Origin of the sequence: Fluviispira multicolorata (genome assembly GCF_009208585.1) — a bacterium.
GTDB classification, from domain to species: Bacteria; Bdellovibrionota_B; Oligoflexia; order Silvanigrellales; family Silvanigrellaceae; genus Silvanigrella; species Silvanigrella multicolorata.
Genome location: NZ_WFLN01000005.1, coordinates 512,478 through 539,303, shown reverse-complemented (window position 1 = coordinate 539,303; position 26,826 = coordinate 512,478). Strand labels below are relative to the sequence as shown.

Annotated in this window: 24 protein-coding genes; 5 read left to right on the top strand and 19 right to left on the bottom strand. The window is 31.9% G+C overall.

Annotated features, from left to right (window positions below; all coding sequences use genetic code 11):
* Positions 1–27: 27 nt before the first annotated feature.
* Both GCL57_RS05915 and GCL57_RS05910 read right to left on the bottom strand, forming a co-directional pair.
* Complete coding sequence (locus GCL57_RS05915; protein ID WP_152212419.1) at positions 28–888, bottom strand: mechanosensitive ion channel family protein; 861 nt, start codon at positions 886–888, stop codon at positions 28–30.
* Between the two features lie 183 nt (positions 889–1,071).
* Positions 1,072–1,557 carry a hypothetical protein gene (locus GCL57_RS05910; protein WP_152212418.1) on the bottom strand — a complete coding sequence of 162 codons (486 nt, stop codon included), beginning with the start codon at positions 1,555–1,557 and terminating at the stop codon, positions 1,072–1,074.
* Positions 1,558–1,753: 196 nt separating this feature from the next.
* Between GCL57_RS05910 and speA the strand changes: the two genes are divergently transcribed.
* Positions 1,754–3,676 carry a biosynthetic arginine decarboxylase gene (gene speA / locus GCL57_RS05905; RefSeq protein WP_152212417.1) on the top strand — a complete coding sequence of 641 codons (1,923 nt, stop codon included), beginning with the start codon at positions 1,754–1,756 and terminating at the stop codon, positions 3,674–3,676.
* Between the two features lie 103 nt (positions 3,677–3,779).
* A complete protein-coding gene (locus GCL57_RS05900; RefSeq protein WP_425483334.1) occupies positions 3,780–4,604 on the top strand; it encodes a bifunctional 5,10-methylenetetrahydrofolate dehydrogenase/5,10-methenyltetrahydrofolate cyclohydrolase in 825 nt (274 codons plus the stop codon).
* On the opposite strand, the gene GCL57_RS05895 is transcribed toward GCL57_RS05900, so the two are convergent.
* The 9 genes from GCL57_RS05895 to lepB all read right to left on the bottom strand — a co-directional run bounded on the left by GCL57_RS05895 (position 4,601) and on the right by lepB (position 12,742).
* Positions 4,601–6,424, bottom strand: a complete 1,824-nt coding sequence (locus GCL57_RS05895; protein ID WP_152212414.1) for a TonB-dependent receptor — start codon at positions 6,422–6,424, stop codon at positions 4,601–4,603. The genes GCL57_RS05900 and GCL57_RS05895 overlap by 4 nt on opposite strands.
* 149 nt (positions 6,425–6,573) lie before the next feature.
* Positions 6,574–7,386, bottom strand: a complete 813-nt coding sequence (locus GCL57_RS05890) for a hypothetical protein (RefSeq protein ID WP_152212412.1) — start codon at positions 7,384–7,386, stop codon at positions 6,574–6,576.
* Between the two features lie 9 nt (positions 7,387–7,395).
* Complete coding sequence (locus GCL57_RS05885; protein ID WP_152212411.1) at positions 7,396–7,845, bottom strand: hypothetical protein; 450 nt, start codon at positions 7,843–7,845, stop codon at positions 7,396–7,398.
* Positions 7,846–7,905: 60 nt separating this feature from the next.
* On the bottom strand, positions 7,906–8,397 hold the full coding sequence (locus GCL57_RS05880; protein WP_152212409.1) for a hypothetical protein: 492 nt from the start codon (positions 8,395–8,397) through the stop codon (positions 7,906–7,908).
* A 130-nt stretch (positions 8,398–8,527) separates the two neighbouring features.
* Positions 8,528–9,166: a hypothetical protein gene (locus GCL57_RS05875; RefSeq protein ID WP_152212407.1), complete on the bottom strand. Its 639-nt coding sequence runs from the start codon at positions 9,164–9,166 to the stop codon at positions 8,528–8,530.
* Positions 9,167–9,169: 3 nt separating this feature from the next.
* Positions 9,170–10,036, bottom strand: coding sequence for a hypothetical protein (locus GCL57_RS05870; protein WP_211363229.1), 867 nt, complete (start codon positions 10,034–10,036; stop codon positions 9,170–9,172).
* 80 nt (positions 10,037–10,116) lie between these two features.
* Complete coding sequence (locus GCL57_RS05865; RefSeq protein ID WP_152212405.1) at positions 10,117–11,187, bottom strand: CorA family divalent cation transporter; 1,071 nt, start codon at positions 11,185–11,187, stop codon at positions 10,117–10,119.
* Between the two features lie 105 nt (positions 11,188–11,292).
* Positions 11,293–11,901 (bottom strand): 30S ribosomal protein S4, encoded by a 609-nt coding sequence (rpsD, locus tag GCL57_RS05860; protein ID WP_152212403.1) that lies wholly within the window; start codon positions 11,899–11,901, stop codon positions 11,293–11,295.
* Between the two features lie 166 nt (positions 11,902–12,067).
* Positions 12,068–12,742 (bottom strand): signal peptidase I, encoded by a 675-nt coding sequence (gene lepB, locus GCL57_RS05855; RefSeq protein WP_152212401.1) that lies wholly within the window; start codon positions 12,740–12,742, stop codon positions 12,068–12,070.
* A gap of 289 nt (positions 12,743–13,031) precedes the next feature.
* On the opposite strand from lepB, the gene ileS reads away from it, so the two are divergent.
* Positions 13,032–16,163 (top strand): isoleucine--tRNA ligase, encoded by a 3,132-nt coding sequence (gene ileS, locus GCL57_RS05850; protein WP_152212399.1) that lies wholly within the window; start codon positions 13,032–13,034, stop codon positions 16,161–16,163.
* 20 nt (positions 16,164–16,183) lie between these two features.
* Here ileS and GCL57_RS05845 read toward each other — a convergent pair whose 3' ends face one another.
* From GCL57_RS05845 to rdgC, 7 genes are all read right to left on the bottom strand, one after another.
* Positions 16,184–16,588: a hypothetical protein gene (locus tag GCL57_RS05845; protein WP_152212397.1), complete on the bottom strand. Its 405-nt coding sequence runs from the start codon at positions 16,586–16,588 to the stop codon at positions 16,184–16,186.
* Positions 16,589–16,831: 243 nt separating this feature from the next.
* Complete coding sequence (locus GCL57_RS05840) at positions 16,832–17,158, bottom strand: hypothetical protein (protein WP_211363228.1); 327 nt, start codon at positions 17,156–17,158, stop codon at positions 16,832–16,834.
* Positions 17,159–17,254: 96 nt separating this feature from the next.
* Positions 17,255–18,553 carry a trigger factor gene (gene tig / locus GCL57_RS05835; protein WP_152212395.1) on the bottom strand — a complete coding sequence of 433 codons (1,299 nt, stop codon included), beginning with the start codon at positions 18,551–18,553 and terminating at the stop codon, positions 17,255–17,257.
* A 169-nt stretch (positions 18,554–18,722) separates the two neighbouring features.
* Positions 18,723–19,352, bottom strand: a complete 630-nt coding sequence (locus GCL57_RS05830; RefSeq protein WP_161597626.1) for a hypothetical protein — start codon at positions 19,350–19,352, stop codon at positions 18,723–18,725.
* Between the two features lie 83 nt (positions 19,353–19,435).
* A complete protein-coding gene (locus tag GCL57_RS05825; RefSeq protein ID WP_161597625.1) occupies positions 19,436–20,200 on the bottom strand; it encodes a fatty acid desaturase family protein in 765 nt (254 codons plus the stop codon).
* Positions 20,201–20,316: 116 nt separating this feature from the next.
* Positions 20,317–20,811, bottom strand: coding sequence for a thioredoxin-dependent thiol peroxidase (gene bcp, locus GCL57_RS05820; protein WP_152212389.1), 495 nt, complete (start codon positions 20,809–20,811; stop codon positions 20,317–20,319).
* Positions 20,812–20,822: 11 nt separating this feature from the next.
* Positions 20,823–21,521, bottom strand: coding sequence for a recombination-associated protein RdgC (gene rdgC, locus GCL57_RS05815; RefSeq protein ID WP_152212387.1), 699 nt, complete (start codon positions 21,519–21,521; stop codon positions 20,823–20,825).
* 522 nt (positions 21,522–22,043) lie between these two features.
* Between rdgC and GCL57_RS15060 the strand changes: the two genes are divergently transcribed.
* The gene (locus tag GCL57_RS15060) at positions 22,044–22,175 is read left to right on the top strand and encodes a hypothetical protein (protein WP_281349642.1); all 132 of its coding nucleotides are present in this window, start codon (positions 22,044–22,046) and stop codon (positions 22,173–22,175) included.
* A 95-nt stretch (positions 22,176–22,270) separates the two neighbouring features.
* Positions 22,271–25,570: a collagenase gene (locus GCL57_RS05810; RefSeq protein WP_152212385.1), complete on the top strand. Its 3,300-nt coding sequence runs from the start codon at positions 22,271–22,273 to the stop codon at positions 25,568–25,570.
* 52 nt (positions 25,571–25,622) lie between these two features.
* Here the strand turns inward: GCL57_RS05810 and GCL57_RS05805 are convergent, their stop codons facing one another.
* On the bottom strand, positions 25,623–26,825 hold the full coding sequence (locus tag GCL57_RS05805; protein WP_152212383.1) for a hypothetical protein: 1,203 nt from the start codon (positions 26,823–26,825) through the stop codon (positions 25,623–25,625).
* Position 26,826: the final 1 nt, after the last annotated feature.

Here is a 26,826-nt window from a genome sequence, read left to right as displayed (position 1 = left end):
ACAGCTCCTTTTCAGATATTATAAAAATCAATGCTCTTGTAACGCACTGAGAACTCTATTTTTATGTTCAGCTGTTTTATTGGAAATATGCAAATGAACATCTCGCTGAGGAAAAGGAATTGTTATTCCAGAATTTTCAAGCGACTCCTTAACAACCATATTTAAATTATAATTTATATCCCAAAAATCATCCACTCGAGTCCAGCAGCGCATAAGAAGCTGAACAGAATTATCTGTTAGAGATGTTACAACGACTAAAGGAATAGGGTCTTTCAAAATTCTTTTATCAGATTCAGCAATGTTCAAAAGTAACTTACTCGCGATGTTAAGTTGATCTGAATAAGCGATTGAAACAGTGAAGTCAAGTCTTCTTAGACCATTGCGAGTATAGTTTTTAATGGAAGCATTCCATAACAAATTATTTGGAACAAATAAATAAAGCCCATCAACCGTTTTTAATGTTGTCGTAAATAAATTGATTTCAATGACTGTTCCAGAATTTGAATTGCACTCGATAAAATCATTAATATTAAACGGGCGTAAGAAAATAAGCATAATACCTGATGCAATATTTTTTAAAGTATCTTGTAATGCAAGAGCAAGACCTAAACCAGCAGCACCTATAAAGGCCACTATTCCATTTGTATTTGCCCCAAAAATACTTAAAATAACTAAAATAGATATTACAAAAGCTGTGTATTTAATTACAGTCACTGTAACTGGCATTAACGTAGGATCAATTTTTTGAACTTTTTGATTGGTTTTTAAAAGTCCTTTTATAATCAAGACTCTAATAAAATAAATAATAACAAAAGCAACAATGGCAAGAATAACCTTATAGGCCGTGTCAAGCATAGCTTGAGATTCAAAGTTAATATAGTTAAACATTTATGAACATATCCTTCTAAAATGGAGATTTGAAAGCAAGTTAAAATTTAAAAAAATGTAAAAGTCAGTCAAAGACAAGACAAAAAAGAATACAAAGATCAATCAAGCAAAGCAAGTTAGTAAATCGTGTTTTTAAACAACTATTGTTAAACAGTTAAAATTATTTAAATTAGGCAAATACCTTCAATCGCTCATGGAAAATCCAGAAATAGGACTTAGCTTAATTTTACTTAATAGCATTTGAGCTTTTAGTTTCAGTGAATATTTATTTTTAATATCTTCAATAATTTTTCCTGCAACCTCTTTTGCTTTCAATTCTATTCTATCAAATTCCAAAACTGCGGAAGTTTGAAGGCTCTCTTCTAATTTGTTCCAAGAATGCACTCCCATCATGTCAAGCCGACGACTCGAAATTTCCATTTTTTTTAAATTTTCAGATGAGACTTTTGCTTGAGCTTCTAAAATAAAATCTGCTTTTACTTTATTTGAACTTTTATAAGGATTAATATTTGTGCAGGAGACTTCTACAATCCATGTGTCCCCATCAAGATCGAGAAAAGTAAAATTCAAAAGTAGCCATGGGAATTTATGCTCTGGGAGTTGTTTTAAAGGATCTCCTGTGCAAATTTTTTCTAATTTCTCATAACGTTGATTATGCCAAAATACCATTTGTCCTTCTCCCTTAATTTATATTTTTTGATCTATTTATAGCTTAATTGAAGAACTGATTTCAAACAAAGCATATTTTTTTCTAGAATTTTCTTGACATGGGCTACATCTATTATATGTGAAAAACGGGCTTCCTTCGCTCGCAAAGATTTTGCGAACATTCTTTTTAACTCCTTTTTTGAATGGGGGTGTGTCGATGTTGAAAAACGTCATTCAAGAGTCTCGTGACCTTTATGGTATTGATGATTGGGGATCTGGTTACTTTGGTATTTCCGATAAAGGAACAGTTGAAGTCTATCCTTTTGGAAACAAATCCACTTCTATAGAGCTGGCAAAAATTCTCGAAATTGCCGCCGAAAAAAAAGTTCAAACTCCCCTCATTGTTCGTTTTCCTCAAATTCTCGACACACAACTGACACGACTGCAAAATGCTTTTCGCAGTTCAATGGAAGAATTTAAATATGAAGGAGATCTTCGCGCAGTATTTCCATTTAAAGTAAATCAAAGAAAAGAATTTATTGATGAGCTAGTAAAAAGCGGTCTCAAACACGTTTACGGCCTTGAGGTTGGTACGAAACCAGAACTCTTCGCTGCTCTCGCCTATGACCTCCATCCTGAAGCTCTTTTTGTCTGCAATGGATTTAAAGATTCACATTTTATTGAATTAGCTTTTGATGCCAAAAAAATGGGTAAAAACGTCGTACTTGTTATTGAAGGTACTGATGAACTCAAATTTATTATAAATCATGCAAAAAAAGTAGGATACTGCGTAGACATAGGCTTGCGTGCAAAACTGTATGCTAAAGGTTCTGGAATGTGGGAAAAATCCGGGGGCATTGGGAGCAAGTTTGGTCTCAATAGCGTTGAAATGATGGAAGCCCTTTATCTACTTGAAGAAGCCGGGTTTAAAGATCATTTAGCCATGATTCACTACCATATCGGATCACAAATTACAGAAATAAAACGTGTAAAAAATGCTATGAAAGAAGCAGCACGTGTTTATGCAAAAATATTAAAAAGCGGATTCAATTTACGTTACTTAAATATTGGTGGTGGAATTGGCGTTGACTACGACGGAAGCAAAACAAGTTTTTATGTTAGCCATAACTACACAATGCAAGAATTTGCAAATGACGTTATTTATATTATTCAAGACATATGTAAATCTGAAGGATGCAAAGCTCCCCATATTGTCAGTGAAAGTGGGCGTGCCGTGGCAGCATATCATGCAGTGCTTCTTACAGATGTACGTGAAGTTGAAAAAACGGGCGGCGACATTGAAGAATGGAATATCGCTGATACAGATCATAAATTACTTGCAGATATGATGAACGCTATAAAGCATATGAACGGTAAAAATTTCGTCGAATATTATCACGATACTCTTCAATCACGTGATGAACTTTTTACATTATTTAATTTGGGTTATCTTGAAATTGAAGAGCGTGCTAAAACTGAAGTTCTCTATTATGAACTCTGTAATAAAGCATTGTATTTTTATCGTCAATCTGGAATGCAACTCGAAGAATTTGACGAACTCGAAAAGAGTCGTTTTGGTAAGTACATGGCCAACTTTTCAATGTTTCAATCCATTCCAGATGTATTAGGAATTGATCAACTTTTTCCTGTTATGCCAATTACAAGATTAAATGAACGTGCTCAGCACCATGGTGTCATTATGGATCTCACATGTGACAGCGATGGATGCCTCGATAAATTTGTTGATAAAAGAGATATTAAGCATTCTCTCGCTTTACATATTCCAAAATCAAATGAACCCTATCATATTGGATTTTTTCTAGTTGGTGCTTACCAAGAAGCTTTAGGAAACAATCACAATCTATTTGGAGCTGTGAATGAACTTATCGTTAGAATTGGAAAAAATGGTGATTTAGAGTCCATTGAAGAAGTAAAAGGTGAAGATGTCGGCGAAATCTTGCGTATTATGAATTATCGTGATGAAGATATATTCATGGGCTATAAAAATCAACTCGATAGAAATGTTAGAGCAGGTCTTATTACTCAGCAAGAATGTGATCGAATATTAAAAAAAGTAAAAGGGTTTTTTAGCGAATATCCTTATCTATTAACAAAGAGTTCAATTGAAATTATTGGATAAAGGTTTTAATATGAAGTTTTTTTCTCGTGCACAGAAGTTAGGATTTATTTTACCCGATTTCTCTAAAACAGCTCAAGTTTACGAAGGAACAAATTGTAAAATAATGGATGGCAAGACATTAAGTACAAACTTAATTTCACAAGCCAAAACTTTAAAAGACGGAAAAAAAGTTCCCTGCCTAGCCGTTATTCTTGCTGGGGAAAACCCAGCTTCCCATGTTTATGTAAAAAACAAAATAAAAATATTTAAGGAAGCTGGATTTGATTCTCAGAGTTATATTATTTCATCAGATGAAATAAGTGAAGAAAAAATAATTTCACTTATTTTAAGTTTAAATAAAGATAAAAATGTAGATGGAATTCTAGTCCAATTACCTCTTCCAAAAACTATCAACACCGAAAAAATACTTAATGCCATCTCACCCCACAAAGATGTAGATGGTTTTCTCGCACATAGCATTGGTACCTTAGCTACAGGCGAATTTACAAACGCAATTGCCTGTACCCCTTTTGGAATCTTAGCTATGCTTGTTTCTTACGGAATCGAAATAAGCGGAAAAAATTCTGTGGTTGTTGGTAGAAGTAATATTGTTGGCAAACCCATGTCGTTACTTTTATTAAGCTCCGATGCCACAGTTACAATGGCGCATTCAAAAACAAAAGATTTAAAACAAATTTGTAAAAATGCAGATATTCTTATTGCTGCTGCCGGTCAGCCAGAATTAATCGATAAAAGTTATATTAAAGAAAATGCTGTGATCATTGACGTAGGTATACATAGAAAAGAAAATGGAAAACTTTGTGGAGATGTGCATTCGAATGTGAAAGAAATAGCATATTCTCTAAGTCCTGTTCCTGGCGGCGTTGGTCCTATGACTATCGCAATGCTCATGCTCAATACAGCTCTTGCTGCTTGGGCAAAAGATTAAATTTCTTTTTTTAAATAAACAACAATATTTAAATTCTCTTTTTCCATAGTATCTACAAAATTTTCACTCATTTTTAATATATGATAACCAAAGGGTAAAATTTCTGGATTTATTTTTAAATTTTCAATTTTACCTCTTTTTAAAATTACTTTATTCCCGACATATATTGCATCTGGAATAGAAATTATAGAATATCCTCCAACATTATTTACTATATTTTGTAAATTCTCTTCTTTTTTATTTTCAACCAACACAAATCTTAAATTGACGACTGTGTAATAAGGAATATCAAGTTCAACTTTCTTTTCAAGATCATTTGTTTCTTTCAATATTTCAGACTTACTTTCTATTGCACCTTTTTTTATTTTAATTTCGAAATTTCCATTTTTTTCAACATCAATAAATTCATAATACCCCTTGTCGTCTGTTTTAGTTTCTCGAATTTCCTTACTCGGGGATGTTAATTGTACTTCCACATTTTCCTCTGGAATATTTAAATTAGAAAAAACATGCCCTTTTATTTTATGAGTTTTCATATAGTTTATTGCATAATTTAAACTATTTGTAGGATAATATGAAATACCTGTAGAAAACTGCCAATTTAAATCTCCCCAATTGTTATCTCCTGTAGGTTTGAGTAAGAGCGAAGAATAAGCCACCCACTGCGTTGCTTCATAGTCAAGAGTCACTCTGACAGATGAATCTTGATTTAAATAGACAAGAGGAACACTCAAAGTCGCATAAAAACTATCGAAACGCTGTCTTAAATTCATTAAAGAAAAAAATCTGAATTGCGAATCTGAAACATTTGTTTTCGTAACATCCGATTTTTGAAAAAAACCGATAGGATCAAACTTCTTTGAGTAACCCAAAAGAATATCAGACTGATTCCAAAAATATTTTTGCAAGAAAAGATCTACGCCATGTGGAATAAAATTATACTTTAACTGTAAGCGAGTCGTTAAATTTTGAAAGTTAAAGGTCGTTAATAAATTATCAACTTTACACGTATTTGATCCAATACAAAAAAGATCCGAATTAATTTGTTGATAAATAAATGAAGAGAAAAAATAAGTGCTAAAATTATTAAGAATATAAGAATCTTCGACTGTTGCTTTTTGATTTGAATTATTTAAATCAATTTTTTTATACTCTTTTTCTGCATTTAAAAAATGGTAACTTTGAAAGTTATTTATTCCAAATGAAAAAGCTCTTTGAGCAGAGTATTTTTCTCCCCCATCTGTTTTCCTCTCATAGGTCAAATACAAGCGAATAGGATTCGGTAAATTAAGTGAAAGACGCCTACTATAAACGCCTTCATTGATATATTTTCGATGCTGATAAGATAAAATATAATCATATAAACCTATCCCAGATTGAAATGTAAAATACTTTCCATTGGCATCATTTCCATTTCCTAAGAATAAACCGCTGTAAAAATTATTTTCAAATTTTGAATCAGATTTATCGCCAGTATAATTTAACTGTAAATTATTCTCAAATTGCCCTTCATCATATTCAAAACGTGCAGATTTAAAATATAAGTTAGGAGAGGAGGTATCAATATATTGAATAGATTGGACTTTTGAGTTATTGCTATCAATTTTAAAATTATAGTTTAAAAATGTTCTTCCCTTAAATTCTCTCTGATAAAATAATGAGGATTGAGAAAATCCATGTTTATATAAAATTCTATAAATATATTGATCCCTTGCACAATCAAAAATGACAGTAGCACTTTTTTCATCAACTTTATTTGCTTTTATAAAAAAATAATTATCTGATTTTTTTATAACTTCATAATTAATACTATTATCCAAAATAAATTCACATTTGCTATCACTTAAGGAAACCTTATAAGAGTCATCTTCTATATTTAATTGTATTGTTTCATAAATTAGAGAATATACTTTTTTAGTATTAAACAAGGAAATTAAAAGAGTAAGGAGAAATGTGAAAAATTTTAAATTCATGTACAAGTGGGTGATTTTATTTTATAAGCAGTGTTAGATGTCAATTCTTGCAACAATAATTCATAACAAAGACCTTTTTCGTTTTCCTTACTTTTATCAATTTCTCCTTTTAGCACTAATTTTTTTCTTCTTGGATCAATTAGCTTCTCTTTGCCTAAATCTAAAAATCTAATAAGTTTATTTGTTTTACTATCAATTATTTTTGCATTTACACTTACAACTTGAGGATTACTCAATTTTGATATATCAAAAACAAAATTTACACTTCTAACGCCTTCCTTAGAATTTTTTGCTTTAAATTCCTGTAAATCTAATTTTGGACTTGCAGAATTCCAAGAAAATAAAATTCCAGGCACAAATTTAAAATCAAATCCTAAAGAGTTTTTCGGTCTATCAACATCTGAAGCAACAGTAAATTCAGGAGTAAAAAATGCTGAAAACTCTTCTTTTCCATTTGGTTTATTCAATAATTTAATCGGAATCTTTTTTTGAGTATTGGCTGGTAATGTAATAATATTATCTTGTAACATACCAGAAAGATCAAAAGAAAAAAACTTCTCACAACCTTTGTCAACATATTCTACTTTATTTACTATACATTTACTTTTAAAGATAAATTTTCCAAGTGTATTTGAAGTATTCGCTAATGTTAAGAACATTTCATCTGAGTTTACCGAAAATGCGGAAATAGGAGATACAAAAATACTACCTATAGGTTTATTTTCCTGCGCTAAACTTACCTCTATAAAAATAGGAGATAAATTAATGCAAATAAAGATCAATGAATTTTTTAAAATTATTTTCTTCATACTCTTTCCTTATTCTATATAAATTAATGAAGCATTCACTCTGCATGAAAAAGTTCCGTAATGATTATTACTTAAGCCTTTAATACGCACAGATATTTCAGCTCCATTATCTCCATAATTAAAATCAGTGACACTTAAATATTGATATTCAAGATATTCTTTAGAATTGACAAGTAAAAAAATATTTGAATCTGGAATATTTTCTCCATTGCTAAAGCTGCAACCACTCATTTTTTTAAAATTTACTCTTGAATTTTTATTTTTGGCATTTACAAGTTTTACAAAATAGCTATTAAATTCAAGTATGCCATTTGATGACAAAAATTGATTTGCATTAAAAACAATTGCATTTAATTCATCACTGCCATTTACAATCCAATGAGGAAAATCATCTTTTACAGGAAATGCAAAAGATGATTTTATATAAAAACAAAATAAATAGTATTTATACTTTGACATGATTTTTTCCAAAAAACTGTCTTAATAAATAAAAATCATGTCAATTTAAACTTATTTAAATTAATAAATATAAGTTAAACTACCATTTGCAGGACATGACAATGCACCTTGAACATTTTGGCTTAAACCAGATATTCTAATACTTGTTGCACCATAGGAGCCAGTGTCAGGAAATTCTGCAACACCGATTGTAGCATTATTTGCATAGGTATTATTATTTACAACAAACTGAGTATCATTAACGCTAACTGCAGTTCCACCAGGACCACCAATTGTGCAGTTTGATGGAAGTGATAATTCAACATTAGATGAAGCGCTCACAGGATGAACAAGTGAAACACCAACAATATTTGTATCAATTACGCCATTAGCAGGTACATACCCGTTGTAAGAATAAATAACTTGTTTAGCAACTGAAACGCCGCCATCTGTGCTCCAAAATGGTGTCTGAGTAATAGTACCATTTAAAAGCAATTCGAGAACGGATGAATTGGATGCAAAAACATTGAAAGTGCATAAAACCGAAGAGACCAAAACGAGTTTCTTTAGCATAAGTCTACCCTTTCTATGATAGATGTATTAAGTACACGAACAAACATCTTTAAGTTTCTATTTGTAATGAAAATAAATCATGAATATTTTTATGTCAAATAATTTTAAATTTTTTTTTATTTTTTTTTATTTAAAAATTTAAGCCTATGGATAGAAAAAATAAATTAGATACTCTTCTAAATTTTTTGCTATTATTTGCAAGAGCAACATCTGTTGTGTATTCTGAAAAGTAATGAGATAATCCAGTTCTTAAAAGAATAAATTCTTTATGTGTATAAAATATATAAAACTCTGAATTAAGACTGCCAAGATCATTTATATTATAAAGAAACAAATTATATTGAGCAGGATTTGCTTTTACATTTGAATTTTCGACAATTTTCTGGCCGCCAAATGAAATACCAAAAAGATCAAGATTAAAACCAAAACCTAAGTTAGAAAGAAAATCAATATTCCCGACAAAACCTCCATTTAGCGAATAAATATTTGGAGATTTTATCTGTATTGAATTTGCAGAGGATTTTTCAGAGGAACTTGAATCAGTATAAAACAGATCAATATTTGAACTAAAATTACTAAAACGAATAAGATAACCTAATTTAATTCTATCAAGTGGATCATTTAATTTAAAATCTTGATAAAAAAATGTTGAGTATGCTGAAGCTTGACCGTCTGTCCCATAACTTATACTAATTCCTTTTTCTGCAGAAACCGAAAAATCTATATAAAGTAACAATACTAAAATGTAATTTCTTAGAAAAGAAATCATATATTATATAAAACCTTTTTTCTGGGCCCAATTTCTAAATTCAGACTCCAATTCATCAAAAGATTCTATTTCAAAAAGCTGATCTTGCATATGATGAATGTCAAAATCAGTTTCACTAATTACATCTAAAGAAAAAGGATGTTTTTTTACTTTATCAGATAAACTATAAACAATCTCTCCGCATGACGAAGCGATACCTGCACCATATATTCTACATTGATTATCAACTCTATTTCTTCCGGCATGTGCGGTAGGATTTATGAGTCCAAATTCGACGGTAAACCAATAAATACGATTAAACCACATCACTTCTTCGTCATCTTTTGCTTGCGCACCCGCTATTCCAAATAAATTAAAAAATTCTGCAAATCTATGATTTGTAATCATAGCTAAATGGCCTGCTTGATCATGAAAAGTATCCGGAGCAGGTGTGTAATCAATTTCTTCAATGTGTCGAATAAAATCAGTACAAGGAAATACTTTATTTGCGAGCAATGCAAAAAAATATTTTGGAGATACGAGACCTTCAGCGCGAATAATTTGCCAGCCTGTGCTCTTTTTCAAACTTTCACTTGAATGAGACAAAGAAGGGATTTTTTCTTTAGGAAAATTTAATAAATTCATCCCTTCGAGATATTCTTTACACAGATAATCTTTAACAAGTTGAGATTGCTTTTTCAGCATTATTTTCCATGTTTCATGCTGTTCTTGAGAATATGTGGGAGAAATAATTTCTGCCCCAATAGTACCTTCACAGGATGGGCTTGCTACAATTGGATAAGAAGACTTAGCTTTATATGCTACCTCTATGGAAAGCGCGCCTTCTGGAATTGGAATATGCAATTGTTTATGCATCAAATTTGAGTTCATAAAATAATACCGTTATTTAAAGTTAAAAAGGAGTGACTGTACATTTAGGTTAAAATCATAACATGTCCGTTTCTATTTTGTCATGTAACCTTAGTGTGCTTTTTATCTTTTTTCGAATTTTTACTATTTTGCATACTTTCTTTATTTTCATTGACGATTTTATGATTAGAGTAATCCATCTGTCTAAATAAAAATGGATAATGTTTTTTATGATTTTCATCATGAATTTTACGCATTTTCTTTGAATTTTTTGAATTTATTTTTCTATAAATGAAAAAAATAAAAATTGACAAAGGTGTTCCAAAAATAAGAATAAAACCGACATACATGAATGAGGACTCTTTAAAAGGCATACTTTCAAAATTCATTCCGAATATTCCAGCCAATACGCTCATAGGTAACAAATAAGCAGATAGCATGGTTAATTTACGCATTTGCTGATTAGATCGTTCTCCCGCAGAACCATAATAAATATCCATTAATGCCATGGATTGGAAGCGTAAGTGCATTACATTTTCCAAGAGACGATTATGGTGATCAACAATATTTCTCATTCGAAACTTTTGATCTAAATTAAACTCATACTTTTCGAGTTGATGAAAAATAGTGCCAACTGCACCTACAGTTTGTTCCAACTCATTCACAAGATATTTCATACGCAACATTTTTTTCGGATTGATTTGTTTCGTAACAATTCTTTTTTCAAGGACATGCATGCCATACTCAAGAGCTGCTACATACATTTCAGAATGTTCGACAAGAACATCAAACATTTGGCAAATAGCATCATATAAAAAAATACTTTGTCCTTTTGGAAAGCAAAGCATCTTCCAATCTGTAGCTATCCGAAGAGGAGTTTCATTGGTTATAAGTAAAAGAAAATCTTTTCCAAGAACAATATGTAGTTCTATTGGCTTCTCTAGAGAGGGATTAAAATAATACCAAACGATAAAATGATATTCACCAAAAGATTCTACTTTAGTTCTTTGATTTCTATGTACACAGTCTTCAACTGTTAAATAATGAAGTTTAAAGCGAGTGGCAATGCCCTGCATTTGAATGTAAGCATCTTGAGAGGTTTGGCTTAAAATGAGCTCTTCAAAAATATAATTACGACCCTGAAATTTTTTAGAAAGTATAATTTCAGACAAAAAAAACCTCCTGTTTTTCTTGTTCGTCTTCTAAAGACTTAACAAAGAACATCTACGAAGGCATTTCGTAAGAAAACAAGGAGATCTTAATTGAATTAACAAATATTAACCGCGTTGCGCGTAGTATTCAACCACAAGGCGCTCATTAACTTGAAGAAGAACTTCTTCACGTGAGCAAACGCTTACAACAGACGCTTGAAGCTTGTCTGCGCTGAGGCTTAAAAATGCAGGTGGTTGTGCATTTTGACGGTGAACGAGATTGTTTTTAACAAGGCTAAGAGTTGCCTCTTTGTTTGTTGGAACAATAACTTCGCCCGCTTTGCATTGATAGCTAGGCATGTTTACTCTACGACCGTTAACATGAACGTGACCATGACGAACGAGCTGACGCGCCGCTGGAATTGAAGGTGCAAAACCAAGACGGAAAACAACGCTATCGAGGCGCATTTCGCACATACGGAGAAGAGCTTCACCAGTAAGGGTTTTTGCCTTACGAGCCGCTTTGACATAACGTTGCATTTGTCTTTCAGTAAGACCATAATTGAAACGAATTTTTTGTTTTTCCTCAAGCGCAATAGCGAACTCCGACTTTTTGTGTGGAGCAGCGCCGTGCTGGCCTGGACGAGATTTTCTTTTAATTTCTTTGCTTGTAAGCCCTGGTAATGTGCCAAGACGACGAGCGATACGCATGCGTGGACCAGTGTAACGAGACATATGTACTAAGTACCTCCATAAAATGTTCAAAACACAGGCGCACTATATGTTTTTTATTTTCATAAGGAAAGCCCTTATTGAAAATCTTTACAACGTTTTTTAAAAAAAGTTGTCTTTATTGACGTAACAATTTGATATTATAATAATAAAAAAATTTAAGCTCCTCTTATTTTATGCTCTTTAAAAATCTTTCGCCACGAAATTCAGGAAAAAAATGCTCATTTCTGTCTGTAGAAAAGAGAATTCCAACCATTTTACCGTAAATTGAGTTTTTATCCACATAACCAAATGCTCGACTATCATATGAATTGTCTCGATTGTCCCCCAGAACAAATAATTTATCCGTAGGGACAACAAAACGACGGCTTTCAAAAAAAGTTTGCCCTGCTTCGCGAGCAGAGAGAATAGAATGTTCAGGTAAGCCAAATTCATCTGACTTTTCAATGACTTCTATATATTCAAAGTGCTCATAAGTAATCTTTTGTATGGGCGTCTCATTTACAGAAACTCCATTTACAAAAAGAATTCCGTTTTGAAAATGAAGAACGTCGTTAGGCAAACCCACAACTCTTTTTACAAATGTGTTTTTATCCTTTGGTGACAGGAAAACTATTATTTCTCCTCTTTTAGGTAAGCTCCAGTTGAATAAAGGCTTACTCATAAAAGGTATACGTAAACCATAGGCAAGTTTATTTGTAAGAATACGATCCCCAAGAATGACCGTAGGCATCATGGAACCAGATGGAACATAATAAAACCACAAAGCAGATGATTTTATTAGAATTAAAAGAAAAATAAATGCCAAAACCCAGATTGATTCAATTAAAAATTTCTTATTCAAAACTCATCCTTTGTTCGATATTTAAGAAGGACAATCACTCATTACAGTGGATTTATACACTGTCTCTTCTTTTTAAGGAATTATCTTAAAAAACTGTACGGATATATTATAAATTTGCTATACCCTTCGCATTACTGGTGAATCCGGTTTCCACTCAAAAGATGAGTAGGATATGTATCTGTAAGATTTAATTCTTACAAACACGAGTTGTAAGAGATATACAAACTTATATAAGTTTATGATATCTCTTTAAAATAAACAAAAGTGACAAATTTCAAAGGGAGTTTCAATGCAAGTCGAAAAACCAGCCAGGGGAATTGATTTCCCTGCGGTAGAGAAAGAAATGCTTAAAAAATGGGATAATGAAAATATCTTTCAACGAAGCATTTTGGAGCGCCCTGAAAATAAAAAATACAACTTTTATGATGGCCCTCCTTTTGCCACAGGACTTCCTCATTTTGGTCACTTTGTCCCTAGCTCTATTAAAGATGCATTTCCTCGTTATTTTACAATGAAAGGAAACAGAGTTGAAAGACGGTTTGGCTGGGATTGTCATGGAGTTCCTGTAGAGCTTCTAGTACAAAAAGAACTTGGTTTGAATGGAAAACTTGATATAGAAAACTATGGAATTCCAAAATTTAATCAAGCTTGCCGCGAATCTGTTGTCCGCTATACAAGAGAGTGGAGAAACTACATACGCCGTCTTGGACGTTGGGTGGACATGGAAAATGAATACCGCACAATGGACACTCCATTTATGGAAAGCGTATGGCATGCTCTCAAAACTCTTTGGGACAAAGGCTTTATTTATGAGAGTAAATTTGTTGTAAGTTACTCATCAGCATTAGGAACAACTCTATCAAATTTTGAAGCAAGCCTTGACTATAGAGATGTGCAAGATCCATCTTTAACTGTTAAAGCCAAACTAAAAGGCAAACACGCCGCTAAAAACCTGCTTGTGTGGACCACGACACCTTGGACACTTCCTGCAAACTTAGCTATCGCAATTGATGGAAAAGGAATTTATGCAGAGGTTCACGACAGTGCTTCAAACGAATCTTTCTATATTTTAAAAGATAGGATTTCTGCCTACTGGCCTAAAGAAAACACATATAAAATTGTCCGCGAAATTTTAGGTGAAGAACTTGAAAATACAAGTTATGAGCCTTTCTTTACCTCATGGCTCGAAGAAGCAGGTGAAAACGCATTTAAGGTATATGCAACAAATTACGTATTACACGACACAGGTACGGGAGCTGTACATACGTCTCCTGCCTTTGGTGAAGATGACTTTAACACTGCTAAACGCTATGATTTGCCTATTTTAGACCATCTAGATACCAATGGAAAATTCAAAGAAGGAAATCATCCAGAACTTGTAGGCTTAGATTTTAAATCTGCTGATAAACTCATTATCTCGGATCTTAAAAAGCGTGGTTTTGTCTTTAAACACGAAACCTTTGTTCACAGTTATCCGCATTGCTATCGTTCAGGCTTACCTCTTATGTATAGAGCTGTTCCTTCTTGGTTTGTAAAAATTGAAGAAAATAAAGAACTTCTCTTAAAAATGAATAGCCAGATAAATTGGATGCCTGATCATATAAAATCAGGACGTTTTGGAAAATGGCTTGAAAATGCTCGGGATTGGAATATTGGTCGTTCCCGTTATTGGGGAAATCCAATTCCAATCTGGAAGAATGCTGAAACAGGCGAAGAAATATGCCTAGGCTCTGTTGCAGAACTACAAAAATATACTGATAAAAAAATCACTGATATTCATATGGAATTTATTGATGATATTGTAATTCCATCTAAAAAATATCCTGGCACGGTCTTAACTCGTGTGCCGTTTGTACTTGACTGTTGGTTTGAGTCAGGCTCAATGCCTTATGCTCAACATCATTACCCTTTTGAAAGGGCAGAAGAATTTAGAGACCTTTTCCCTGCAGATTTTATTTGTGAAGGTCTCGATCAAACTCGAGGTTGGTTTTACACATTAACTTTACTTTCTGGCTTGCTTTTTGAGAAACCTGCTTTTAAGAACGTGGTTGTGAATGGCCTCGTGCTTGCTGAAGATGGCCGTAAAATGAGCAAGAGCCTCAAAAACTATCCCGACCCCATGGCAACACTTGACGAATTCGGAGCAGACTCCGTTAGACTATTCTTACTTTCTTCGCCAGCCACTGTTGCTGAAGAAGTTCGCTTTAGTGTCGATGGTGTAAAAGAAAGCACCCGTCGAGTGTTGTTACCTTTATGGAATGCTTATTCATTTTTTGCCACATACGCTTCAATTGACTGTTGGGATCCTGAAAAAGATCTTGTTAAAAGTGAAAACTCTTTAGATAAATGGATCTTATTACGTCTTAATGAACTTGTAAAAAACATAGATGAAGCTATGAATTCATACCAAATTGCGAAGGCAGCACCTACAATAATTGAATTTTTTGATGATTTAAATAATTGGTATATTCGCAGAAGTCGTAGACGTTTTTGGAGTAGCAATAAAGAAGCATATTCAACATTATATGAAGTTCTCTTACAAGCAACTCAAATTCTTGCCCCATTTGCTCCTTTTGCAGCGGAATATTTCTTTGGAAAGCTTGCACTTACAAAAGAACTTAAAAAAGTGGGAAGTGTTCATTTATCAATGTTACCTGAGCACAGGGAATTAAACTCTACGGAACAAGCTCTCTTAAAAGAAGTTGCAATTGCTCGCAGAGTTGTGGAACTTGGAAGAACAATTCGAGTCTCACATAAATTAAAAAATCGGCAACCTTTAAAAAAACTAACAGTAGGCGTTCTTTCTAAAGAATATGGCGAACAAATTTTAAAAATGAAGCATGTTATTTGTGAAGAGTTAAATGTCAAAGATGTATTGATTACATATGATCCATCTGAACTTGCAAAAATTATTGTTAAACCTAATTTTAAAATTCTTGGTAAATCTCTTGGAGATCGGATAAAAGAATTACAAACACTACTTTCTGACATTTCTCAAGAAAATGCAGCCAAGGCCCTTCGTAAAGAAACAATTCAAATTAAAGATTTCATTTTACATCACGAGCAAGTTCTTATTGAGTTACGCCCAAGTGGAAGTAATTTAGTAGCTACCGACGCAGAATTGGTAGCAGCACTTGACCCTACATTGACTGAAGAGCTTCGCTTTGAAGGAATTGCAAGAGAACTTGTTAGCCTTATTCAAAAGGCAAGAAAATCAGCTGATTTTAATGTTGAAGATAAAATGTATTTACAATTAAAAACAAGTTCTGCGCTTGCACATGCAATAAATTCTAATAAAGAATATATTGAAGATGAAACGCTTTCCCAAATTGTAGATACTTTAAAAGTAGAAGCAAAATATGTTGCTGAATTAGATTGTGAAGGGGAAAAAATAGAAATTTTAATGGCTCTAATAAACTGAGAAATAAATTAAGGCAAAGTTTATAAAAATTTTGCCTTAATCTCAATGCTTACTTTAAAATCTTCTACTGATTCAAAAGAATTTCCTGTATCTAGATGAGTTGCAAAACTCATCTCAGTATTATTTTTTAAGTTAACTTCTTTAAATTGAATTGGCTTCTCTACTTTTTGACGAACTTTTTGAACGAATAAAAAAATATTATTTAAGTCGTTTTGATTATAGAAATCAGGAGTGTAATAAGTACTTGGAGTAACAACAAAAACCTTAGTATACATTTTGATAGTCTTAATTTTTTTAATTCTTAATTTTGATTTCTGTTTATTTAATGCATGTTCAATTTTCTGATCATAAGCTTTTTCAGTCGCAAATAATTTAAATTGAAACAAACAAAAAATAATAAAGAATATGCTCTTAAAAAAAGCCAACTTAAAGACCTCTTATTTTTTAATTTTGGGTAAATATTTTGAGAACGAATGACTCGAACTCGTAGATGTAATATATTAGCACAAACAGGAGTTGAAATAAACAAATTTTATTTTTATATTATATTAATATTTATAATATGTTACAATGAGGTTTATTTATTTTTTATATTTTCAATAACTTAAATGTCGCTTCAAATAAAAAAAACACCCTTTTGGGGTGTTTAAAAACTCTTTTTCTTCTAATTAGTTAGAAGCAGGAGCTTCTGCTGCAGGCGCATCAGACTTAGCAGCTTCTTTTTCTTTCTTATTTTTCTTGCTTGCCTTGTTCTTATGCTGAGCTTTCTTCTTATGTTCAGCTTTCTTCTTGTGCTCTTCTTTCTTTTCAGCTGCTGGAGCTTGTTCAGCCGACGCAGTTGCTGTAGGAGCTGCTGCAGGCTTAGCTGCTTCAGAAGCAGGTGCTGCCGCTGCAGTAGGAGCTCCAGGCGAAGCAGATGGTTCGTTACCTTGAGCAAAAGCAGAAACAGAAGACAATGCAAAAACAGATGCAATTATTGTAGATACAAGTTTCATAATAAAACCTCCATAAAGAATCAATATTCAAGGAGCAAATCATGCTCTATTATATTAACGACTCTCTAAGAAGGTTTATTCCAAGATACAAAAAAATTATTTTGTATCTGTATTTTCGGCTGTGTATTCTACTTTAGCCGTTTCAAGAATTTTTGAAATAACTTTACGAATCATGACTTGACCACGAAATTCATCATAAACCTGCGCACCAGCACGCTTTACAAGCTGCTGAGGATCCATTTGATTTGCCATAGCATAGGAAGCCATGTCACGAAGCATTTCATCATCTGTGACAGAAACGCCTTCTTGGCGGGCAATATGACCAAGTGCAAGAATTCCACGTACTTGCTTATTTGCCCAATCACGGTATTTAGTACGTGCTTCTTCGTTTTCTGGCTTAATTTGCGCATCTTTAGCAAGGCGTGAGTTCGCATCAGCAATAGCCCTGTCAATTGTACTTTCTATAAGACTTTCAGCAACTTCAAACTCATTTGTTGTTAACACTTGTTCAACAACTTGCTCGAATGCAACGTTTGAACGCGCTTCTTCATTGCTTCTCTTAATAGTTTCTCTTAAGTTATTGCGCACTTCATCCATTCCCGGATAACCAAGACGCTTAGCAAATTCTTCATCAAATGCAGAAGGGACAAGAGTTTCAACGCTATTCAATACTAAAGAAAATTGTACCGTCTTTCCTTTAAGATCAGCATCCGCAAAGTTTTCGGGTAAATCTACTGGAAATTCTTTGGTTTCTAAAGCTTTCATTCCAACAATAGCATCTTCAATTGCAGCCAGATTTGAGCCATTGAGTTCAATTAATTGATTTTTTGCTTCTTTTCCTTCAAGTAGTTTACCATCATGAGTTACAGTATAACTTACGTTTGCAACATCACCTTTGACAATAACTCGCCCTGATTCATCCTTTTCAGTTTTACCTAATGCACGTGCATAATTATTTAAAAGTTTTTCAACTTCTGCTTCAACATCTATTTCAAGATTTTTGTTCATTTTAATAATAATTTGCTGATAATCTTTAATCTCTATTTTAGGATTGATATCAACAGTTGCTGAAAATTCGAAATCTTGGCTTTCATCAAATTGATTTACAGGTTCGATGTGAGGATGGCTTACGATTTGAAAGTCAACAGTTTTTGAGGCACTTGAGTAAGCCTCATTGATAACACGATCGGCAGCTTTTTTAACAATATCACCCATATAAAATTTGCGAATGAGAGTTGCCGGCGCTTTTCCTTTACGAAAACCACGAATTTCTGCGGTTTTTTGAATTTCTGTAGCCACCGCTTGAAAAGCATCTTTGATTGAGGATGCTGGTACGGAGATTTTAAACTTACGACGTGTGCTGTTTACTTCTTCGATTGTTGAGGAAAATGTCATTTTTTGTTCCCACTTACAAAATAATCCTACAAAAGGATTTTGCTTTAAAAATTGCCAAGCCCAAATAATAAGTACAAAGCAAAGGCTATTAGCTTGGATCAATTACTAAAGAGAGGCTAATAGGTCAATACGGAAGTGCATTTTCAGTCATCAAAATGATAAATTATCATCAAGAAAGCAATTGTGAGTTATCTTTATAAAAAGTATGCAAAACCTGCCAAACCTGCTTCCGCCAAATCGGAAAACTTAAGAGATCTTTTATACTTGAAAGATAAAACAACCTTGCTACAGAATTCTCGTATTGGAAAAGAGAAAGCTCTTGATTTTCGTTAAGAGGCACAGCAATGGGACTGCGACTTATAGTAGAAAGAGAAAGTAATGAGCGATGACCAAAACAAAATATAGCATGTGGCTTAAGTTTAATAACTGTCTCATACAATTTGGGATTCACATGCTCTGAAAGTGTGTTCGAAATAAGGGGTGAGGGTATATAATTGCTCAATGTATACGCAAAATAAGCATCATCGATGATACCTAATTTTTCTAATAAATTTACAATTAATCCTTTATTATTCGCAATTATACTTAAAAACCCTTCAGAGATATTTTCTTCATGAATAGGAAAATCAGATAAAATAAGAAATTTTTTATCTGATTTTCCTAATGATAATATAATATTTTCATTCGTGTTTTTTAATATTAATATATTACTTGGCAATGGATATCTTTCAACACCTTCATTGACATTTGCTAAAAGTTTATCTTGAACTTGTTTTTGAATTTTTTGTAATAAGTCCATTAGATCGATCATGCCCTAAAAATAAACAAATAAAACACATTTCCTTACAAGCTATAAATTTAAAATGAATTCAAAACAAGAATTTATTTTATTTCTTTTTCAGCTGCAGAGACTCCAATATCATCACGCCTCGGTAAAGCATGAGTGTATTTCATAATTAATTTCTCGAATTTTGGAAAAAATCCTATGGAATTTAAAAATGAATTTAGCCAACCTGTTGTTATGCAATAATATTTATTAAAAGGAGGAGTATGATGGATCTGATGATGTTCTGGATTTAAAATAATATGCGCATTTTGAAGGAAAATTAATATTTTATTTTTCTTTTTTGTGTGGGCCCACTTATGTATTTGGTTTGTAAATAAAACAAATATTGTTAAAAAAAAGACAAAAAATGCGATAAATGAAGAAATTGGAAATTCTTTCCCCATTTTTAAAAATAAACATGAAAATAATATCGGCACACCAGCAAGCGCACAAGCTGCATTGGTTTCAATAAAGTCATGGCGGGTGATTGCATAAGGATCTACATGATGCTCCCTAAAAGGGCGAATAAGTGCTGGTCCTAAAATAGGCATATCAACCGATCCCCAAGTGTCTCCAGCCCAGTGAACAAGACCACCAATAAAATCGCTAAAAATCCACCCTAAAATAAGAGATGGCAGAATAAAGTACCAAAGCTCATTTGCTACGATGGAAATTCTAATTGCAATAATTGCAACGAGGATAAAAAAAAGAATAAGACCAATTGTCTCTAAAAATCTAAACCATTTTGGATATCCTTTAGCAAGTTCATCTTTATCTCTCTGAACGATTACTGATGGAGTAGATTGTTCCTTGTCTTGCATAATCCAATCTCCTATTTCAATTTTTTTTTGAAACATTCAATTAGAAATATTATCATTGAAGTAACAATAAGGAAACAGTAATGAAGATGGATCAATTTACCTGAGTCAAAAATGAATTATTGAAGTTGTTTGAGAATCTTAAAAACTTCATCAACATGGTTTGTCACTTTAACCTTTCTCCACTCTGCAACAATAAATCCTTCAGGATTTATTAAAAAAGTAGAGCGCTCTATTCCCATATATTTTTTTCCATACATGCTTTTTTCTTTCCAAACAGAAAACGCTTCACACATTTTCCCTTCTGTGTCAGATAAAAGCGTAAACTTCAAATTTTCCTTAGTTGCAAACTTTTGATGACTCACGCAAGAATCTTTACTCACACCAACGATTTGACAATGTACAGATGAAAATTTTTTTGCTTGATTTTGGAAATCAATAGCTTCTGTTGTACAACCTGAAGTCATATCTTTAGGGTAAAAATAAAGCACAAGCCAATTGTCGGTAAAATCAGCCAAAGTTACTTTTTCTTCATTAGAATTTAAAGTGCTAAATTTAGGACACTTATAATATTTTTCAAGTATTGGAGTTATTACTTTTTTCTTTGAAGGCATATTGTCTCCTCCTAAAAAACGGGGGCTTCATTTTCTATTGAACCCTTCGTTTGGAATTTTTTTAAGTCTGCTGTTGAAAATGAAACCGGAGAAACATCATGAAGAGGTTGTAAATCAACCTTTAAACCCAACTGTATTCGTTCAAAATCGACAGATGAAGTTCCGGGATTTAATAAAATAAGCGGAAGCGAAAAAGCTTCTTGAAATAATTTTTCAAACTCACTTATAACCGCAGAAGAAGCAGATGTAAGCCAGATTTGATTGGTATCTAAATGCCAAATAACTTCGATGAGACGCACTGAGGGAAGTGAGGATTTTAAAAGCTCTTCTTTCAGTCTGTCTTTAATAGACTCTCTTACTTTTTTTCCGACCTTACGAACATTTCCATGTTCATCTTCTTTCTCATGACCAAGCACCTCAAATGCAGCACGCAGTTGCAATTTCATAAAAGTAGCAGGTATTTTCTTTTTGTCTGCCCGAATAGCAAATAAAAATGCATTTTCATAAATCAACGAAAAAGGATCTTCTATTTTAGGCTCACCAGTAAAAGGATGGCAAAAACCGATTGACTCTTCTCGTGTATCATCTAAGCCTATAGGAGATATAAAAGCTTTAGCCATACGCTCCACAATCCAAGAAAATGGGGTTTCCTTTATGGGAGTTAGTATTTGAAATCGCTTGAGAGCGAGTGATCCAGAAGCTATTGACATAATTATACTCTCTAATAGTCAAAAAAATTTAGTCCCAATATAATGGGCATTATCTGAATACACCCATAAATCATAAAAGTGAATTCATTTCAAATATAAAATCAAAATTAGCTTAAAAAAAAGGCGAACACTCATGAATGGTAAATTTAAAATTTGGTTATCTATTTTAATTAAAAAAATATAATATTGAATATACATAATAAAAATTCATAAAATACAATATAAAACATACGCATTTATATAATAAATATATAATATAAAATTATGAATCATATCTTTATTAAAAAAAAATAATACAAATAAATCTATATAAGTAATATAAATAACGAAACATTAAAAAGTAAAGATCCTTTTCTATAAAAAAAATCAACATTAAAAGATAGTATTATTCATTTTTTTTATATGAGATACTTTAATATAGAAAAAATAGTTAAAACTAAATTTGCAAATTTAGCTTTTTTAAATTATTTAATAATTCGGTTTATAACAACCAACAAAAAAAAATATTCACAGGAGTGTAAAGTGATCAATTTATTAAAAAATTGTAAAAGCAAATCATGGAAGATAGCAAAAATCACAACCTTATCTATAGCATTTCAAGTGACTGTAAATGCACACAATACTAACCAAAATATGAATATAGAATACAAATAATACAGATGATATTATAATTTTATTTTTTAAATTCAATAAAATAATAAATCATTTATAATCAAATCGAAATAATAATATAAGAAAGTTATTTTTTTATGATAAAAAGAAAATTAAATAATTTAAATAAGAATTTGTTAGTGAAAACAAGCTTTGTTCTTTTGAGTAACTTAACTTTAACAACACTTGCATTTGCAAATCAAAATGACATTGCTTCAAATAGAGACTTTGACAAGTCAATTGAAATATGTGAAAAGAGTATTAGTGAATATGCAACAACACAACAACTCATCAATAATATTGGCAATTTAAATTTAAAATGTTTTAATAAACTTGCGACATTTGAAAAAGACAAAATTGCTCATTTCATCGATCAAAAAAGCATGTTAGAAATTGCAAAATTAGCTTCGAAAATTGTAACTGATCGTTATAATCAAATTAAAGATAGATTAAAAGATGAAAATTTTGGAATAGATATTTTAACTGAGTCACAAAGAGATGAATTACTTAAATACTCTAGTATACTGAACAATGCATACTATATTCATTCAATAACCAAAAACTCCACAACTAATAAAAAAGATGATGAAAATTTGAAAAAAATTATTGCAGATATTGCAATGAAATTTTCTATTCTTACATATAATCAAAATATTACTGGTAATGAAAAAGATCATTCTGATGTAATGGCTAAAAAGAAAAAATTTAGAATTTTAGCGAAAGAAGTTTTTGCTCTGATTGGTTCTTCAAAAGGTTTTGAAGAAAATTTAGATTTAATAAAATATATAACAAAAAACTCTGATTACATTACAAATAAAGATACATTATCCGTATATTCAATTTTACCAATACAAATGGCATTGGCATCATCACATGACGCAGGTGGAATTTATTTTAAAAATAAAGCGAATCAAGAAAAGTTTATAAAAATATTAGAAAATATTCGAAATATTATAAAATCAAATGCCCAAATTTTAAATATTAGAGACTCTGCAGTTAATAAAGGTAAGGATTTAAATGAGTCTTTTTATGAAGATCCAAAAAACAAGAAAAACATCAATGAATCTTTTTATGAAAATTATATTTTAGAACTTGGTAAGTTTCTTAGATATAAAGAATACCAACCTGTAATAGTAGATACATTAAAATTTGTAATTAACAATACAACAGGCGGCGACTTTAATGATCTAAAATTGAAACCATCGACATTTTGGTTAGAAGCTACATCTGCATTAGAATATTACAAACTTCTTAATTTTGAAAATTGCGCTGAATTTACAGATAAAAATGGGAATGATGCTTGTAAAGTAATATCTAAATTGAGCAAATCTCTGTTCAAGAATCGCTATATTTATGATGAAGGTGCAATTATTATATACACAGCTTTATCTAAAAATGAGGCTGATAAAATTTATTTTTCAATGAAACAAGTAGAGAGTCAATTTAAACAAGGTATGCAACTATTTAACCCAATTGTAAACGATAAAAATAATCGTTTATATGTTTATATATATCCAACTCGCCAAGACTATATGGATTATAAACCATATGCGAGCGATTTAGATAAACAAGAAGATGGCGGCGTATATATAGACTCTAAGGGCGCATTTTATACCTTTGCTGGCAATGAATATCTTGAAGATTATGTAAAGCATGAATATGTTCACTATTTAAATAGTAGATACTTATATAAGAATTTTGCTCAGTCCAAGAATACGGTCAAAGCATGGCAATATATGGATTGGTTTGTGGAAGGAAGTGCGGACTTTTTTGCTGGTGCGAAAAAAGATGGAATTGGAATCACATCTTTAAGATATAATGCGTTTACACAAGAAAGAAGCAAACAAACTATTATAAAGCCTGTTTTTGAAATACTTGACTCTAAGTATGAATCAGAATATTCAGATCGATTTTTATTCACTCATTTCTTATATAATAAAGAGAAAGATACTTTTGATAGCTTAGTTCAAAGTATTAAAACAAATAATGTTAATTCTTTTATGAAGATTATCAATTCTTTACTCACAAATAACAAATTAAATAATGATTTTATATATTATGTTAATAATTTACATTTTAATGAAAGTGATAAAGCTAAAATAAATTCAAACATTGATTCTTTTTTTGCGGGAAAAAAAGAATTTGAGGATAGTTTTAAAGAATTAAATGCAAATACAAGTTGTAGTGTAGTTGCAAGTTCTGATATTTTTTCTGATTTTGATAAACCGAATGAACAAGCAAGAGTCAGTTGTAAAGTGAATGTAGCTAAAGATGATCAAAGATTATTTAATTTAATTAAGACAGACTTACATAGTCAAACAAATTGCAGTTATCTAGAGTTACAAAATGCTTATATCTGTGAAGGTTCAGTTTCAAGTGCTAGAAGGACGGAAATAGCACCAGATTTAATACAGAAAATTGACAAGGTAACAAGCGAGCAATATGATAGAATTTTTCCAGTCATTAACGACAATTATAACTTCTTCACAGGAGATATCTATTCTTCAACATTAGCGAAAGGGAATCGCGAAGAAGGATGGTATTACACTTATTATGTAAATAACAATGAAACAGACTTAAAAGTAGACGAAGATGGTGAATATTCCTTTAAAAAAATTAATGGCTACGATAAAATTACAAAAAATGTAACAATTAATGGAAATAATGTGGAATTGACTTTTCTTAGATTTGAAGAATTTGATAGAAGAATGTTTGCTAAAAATATTCTCGTACAAAATTTAAGCGCTGGTAATGGAGAAAAATATGCATTTGCTTCACATTCACTGTATAGAAATGAAGCTAGTATAGAAGATATCGATGACGGATTTAGAGTATTTGATTCAAAATTTAGATACGATGAAGTTAATGATTTTGATTTTAAAGAAGATACAAATTCAATCCCTGAAGGAGCAACTGTCGAAGTGAGCAATCGTTATATACTTCGATATGTAAATTATAACCCTAAAGAAGGTGATTCAGTTAAATTCAATGTCTCTAAACATGGCAAAAATCTTGGAAAAATCACATTAAATGTTGTAGATAAAATAAAAAGTAAACATAAAGATGAGATTAGTAAAAATCCAATTGAAATAGCCCAAGTATTAAACATTGAAGTAGATGCAACTGATCGTAATAAAATTAATTATAAAGATATATTTATTTATAATTATTTAGATGAAGGCATGATTGAACCAGGTATTTTATATAATTACACTTTTAAAGATGCTCCAACTTGTCATACAAATTCTAATTTACGTGAAGATGGTCACTTAAGATTTGTCGAAAACAAGGAATGCGATATTTTAAAAGAAGAATTAGTTGTTGCAATTTCAAGAGTTACAAATAATGGTCCTTTCCACGAAAAAAATATTAAAATTATTTATACGATTCAAAAATAAATAAAAATAATAAAGACTAAGTTATTCCGCTCAGTTTTTATAAGACTTCTAATCACTCTTCCACAACTGGAGGGACTGGACCCGAATCTGGTTTTACATCAGATGCGGGTTGCTCAACTCTAGGCTCAATGGGTTTTACTGGCTCTGTTGGTTCCGGAGTTTCAAGAGTGGCTTCACTTTTAGGTGCTTCTGCTTCAACAGGTTTTTCTTCTACTTTTTTAACAGGAGCAACATCTTCCTCAATACTTAATGGTATTGATTTTGTAGAATCCCACACACCACTCTGTAAATTTAAAGCTGAAATTTTAATAAACCATTTTCCTTGGCCAAGTGCATTTGCAGGAAGGGAAGTTTTAACAGTAGAAAATGTTTTTAATTTATTTGTAAATTCTGCATCACTAGCTACTTCAACTCGATAAAATGAAACTTTACCAGTTGATGTCCAAACCAATCTATCGGTTAATTTTAATTGAGGAGGAATATCTGCGCGCAAGCCTGAAGGGATTGGAGGTAGAATTGTTAATTTACGAGCTGCCTTTCCCTCTTCTTTCCAATAAACTTCTCCAGGTGGTGGCACTGATATTCTATATTTCCCATCTGAAGCAGGAACCCCATTTAGATAAATCGTTTTAAAACTAGGATCACGTGAAATTTGTACTTTTTTATTTGCTGGGATTGAAATTATAGGTCCACCATCTTGAATGTTATAATTATATGAATCTGGGCCTGAAGATTCTTTATTATCATTTTCAACTGGAACAGGAGTATTTTGTTTTGTTTCTTTCACAATTGGCTTAGGTGGAAGTGGTGCAATTGCTACTTGTGGAGGCGGTGTTTCTTTTGGTTTAGGAGTTGCCGTTACTTTATGTGGTGCTTCTCTTGCCACTTGTGGAATAGGGGCAACTGCTAAAACAGGTGGTGTTGTATGCTCTGGTGTGTGTGGAACTATCACGGGTGCTACTTCCGGTTGAGAAGGTGGAATAGGTTTTGTTTCTTTAGCTAGATTAACTGGTTTTTCAGTTTGTTTCACTCCGAAAGGAGAATAAGGGCCAAAAAAAAGTAATGCAGCCGCTGAAGCTCCTGCCACGGCAACACCTGCAGTTATACCAGTAAGAATCATTTTTCTTTTACGTGTCAATTCGTCTTCGGTGGCATCTGGAAAGGGCTCGTCTTTTGGTTGTACAGTTTCTTTTTCAGAAACTTCTTCTTTATTCCGATTGTGATTATCACCCTTCTTTAAACGAATATTTGTCATA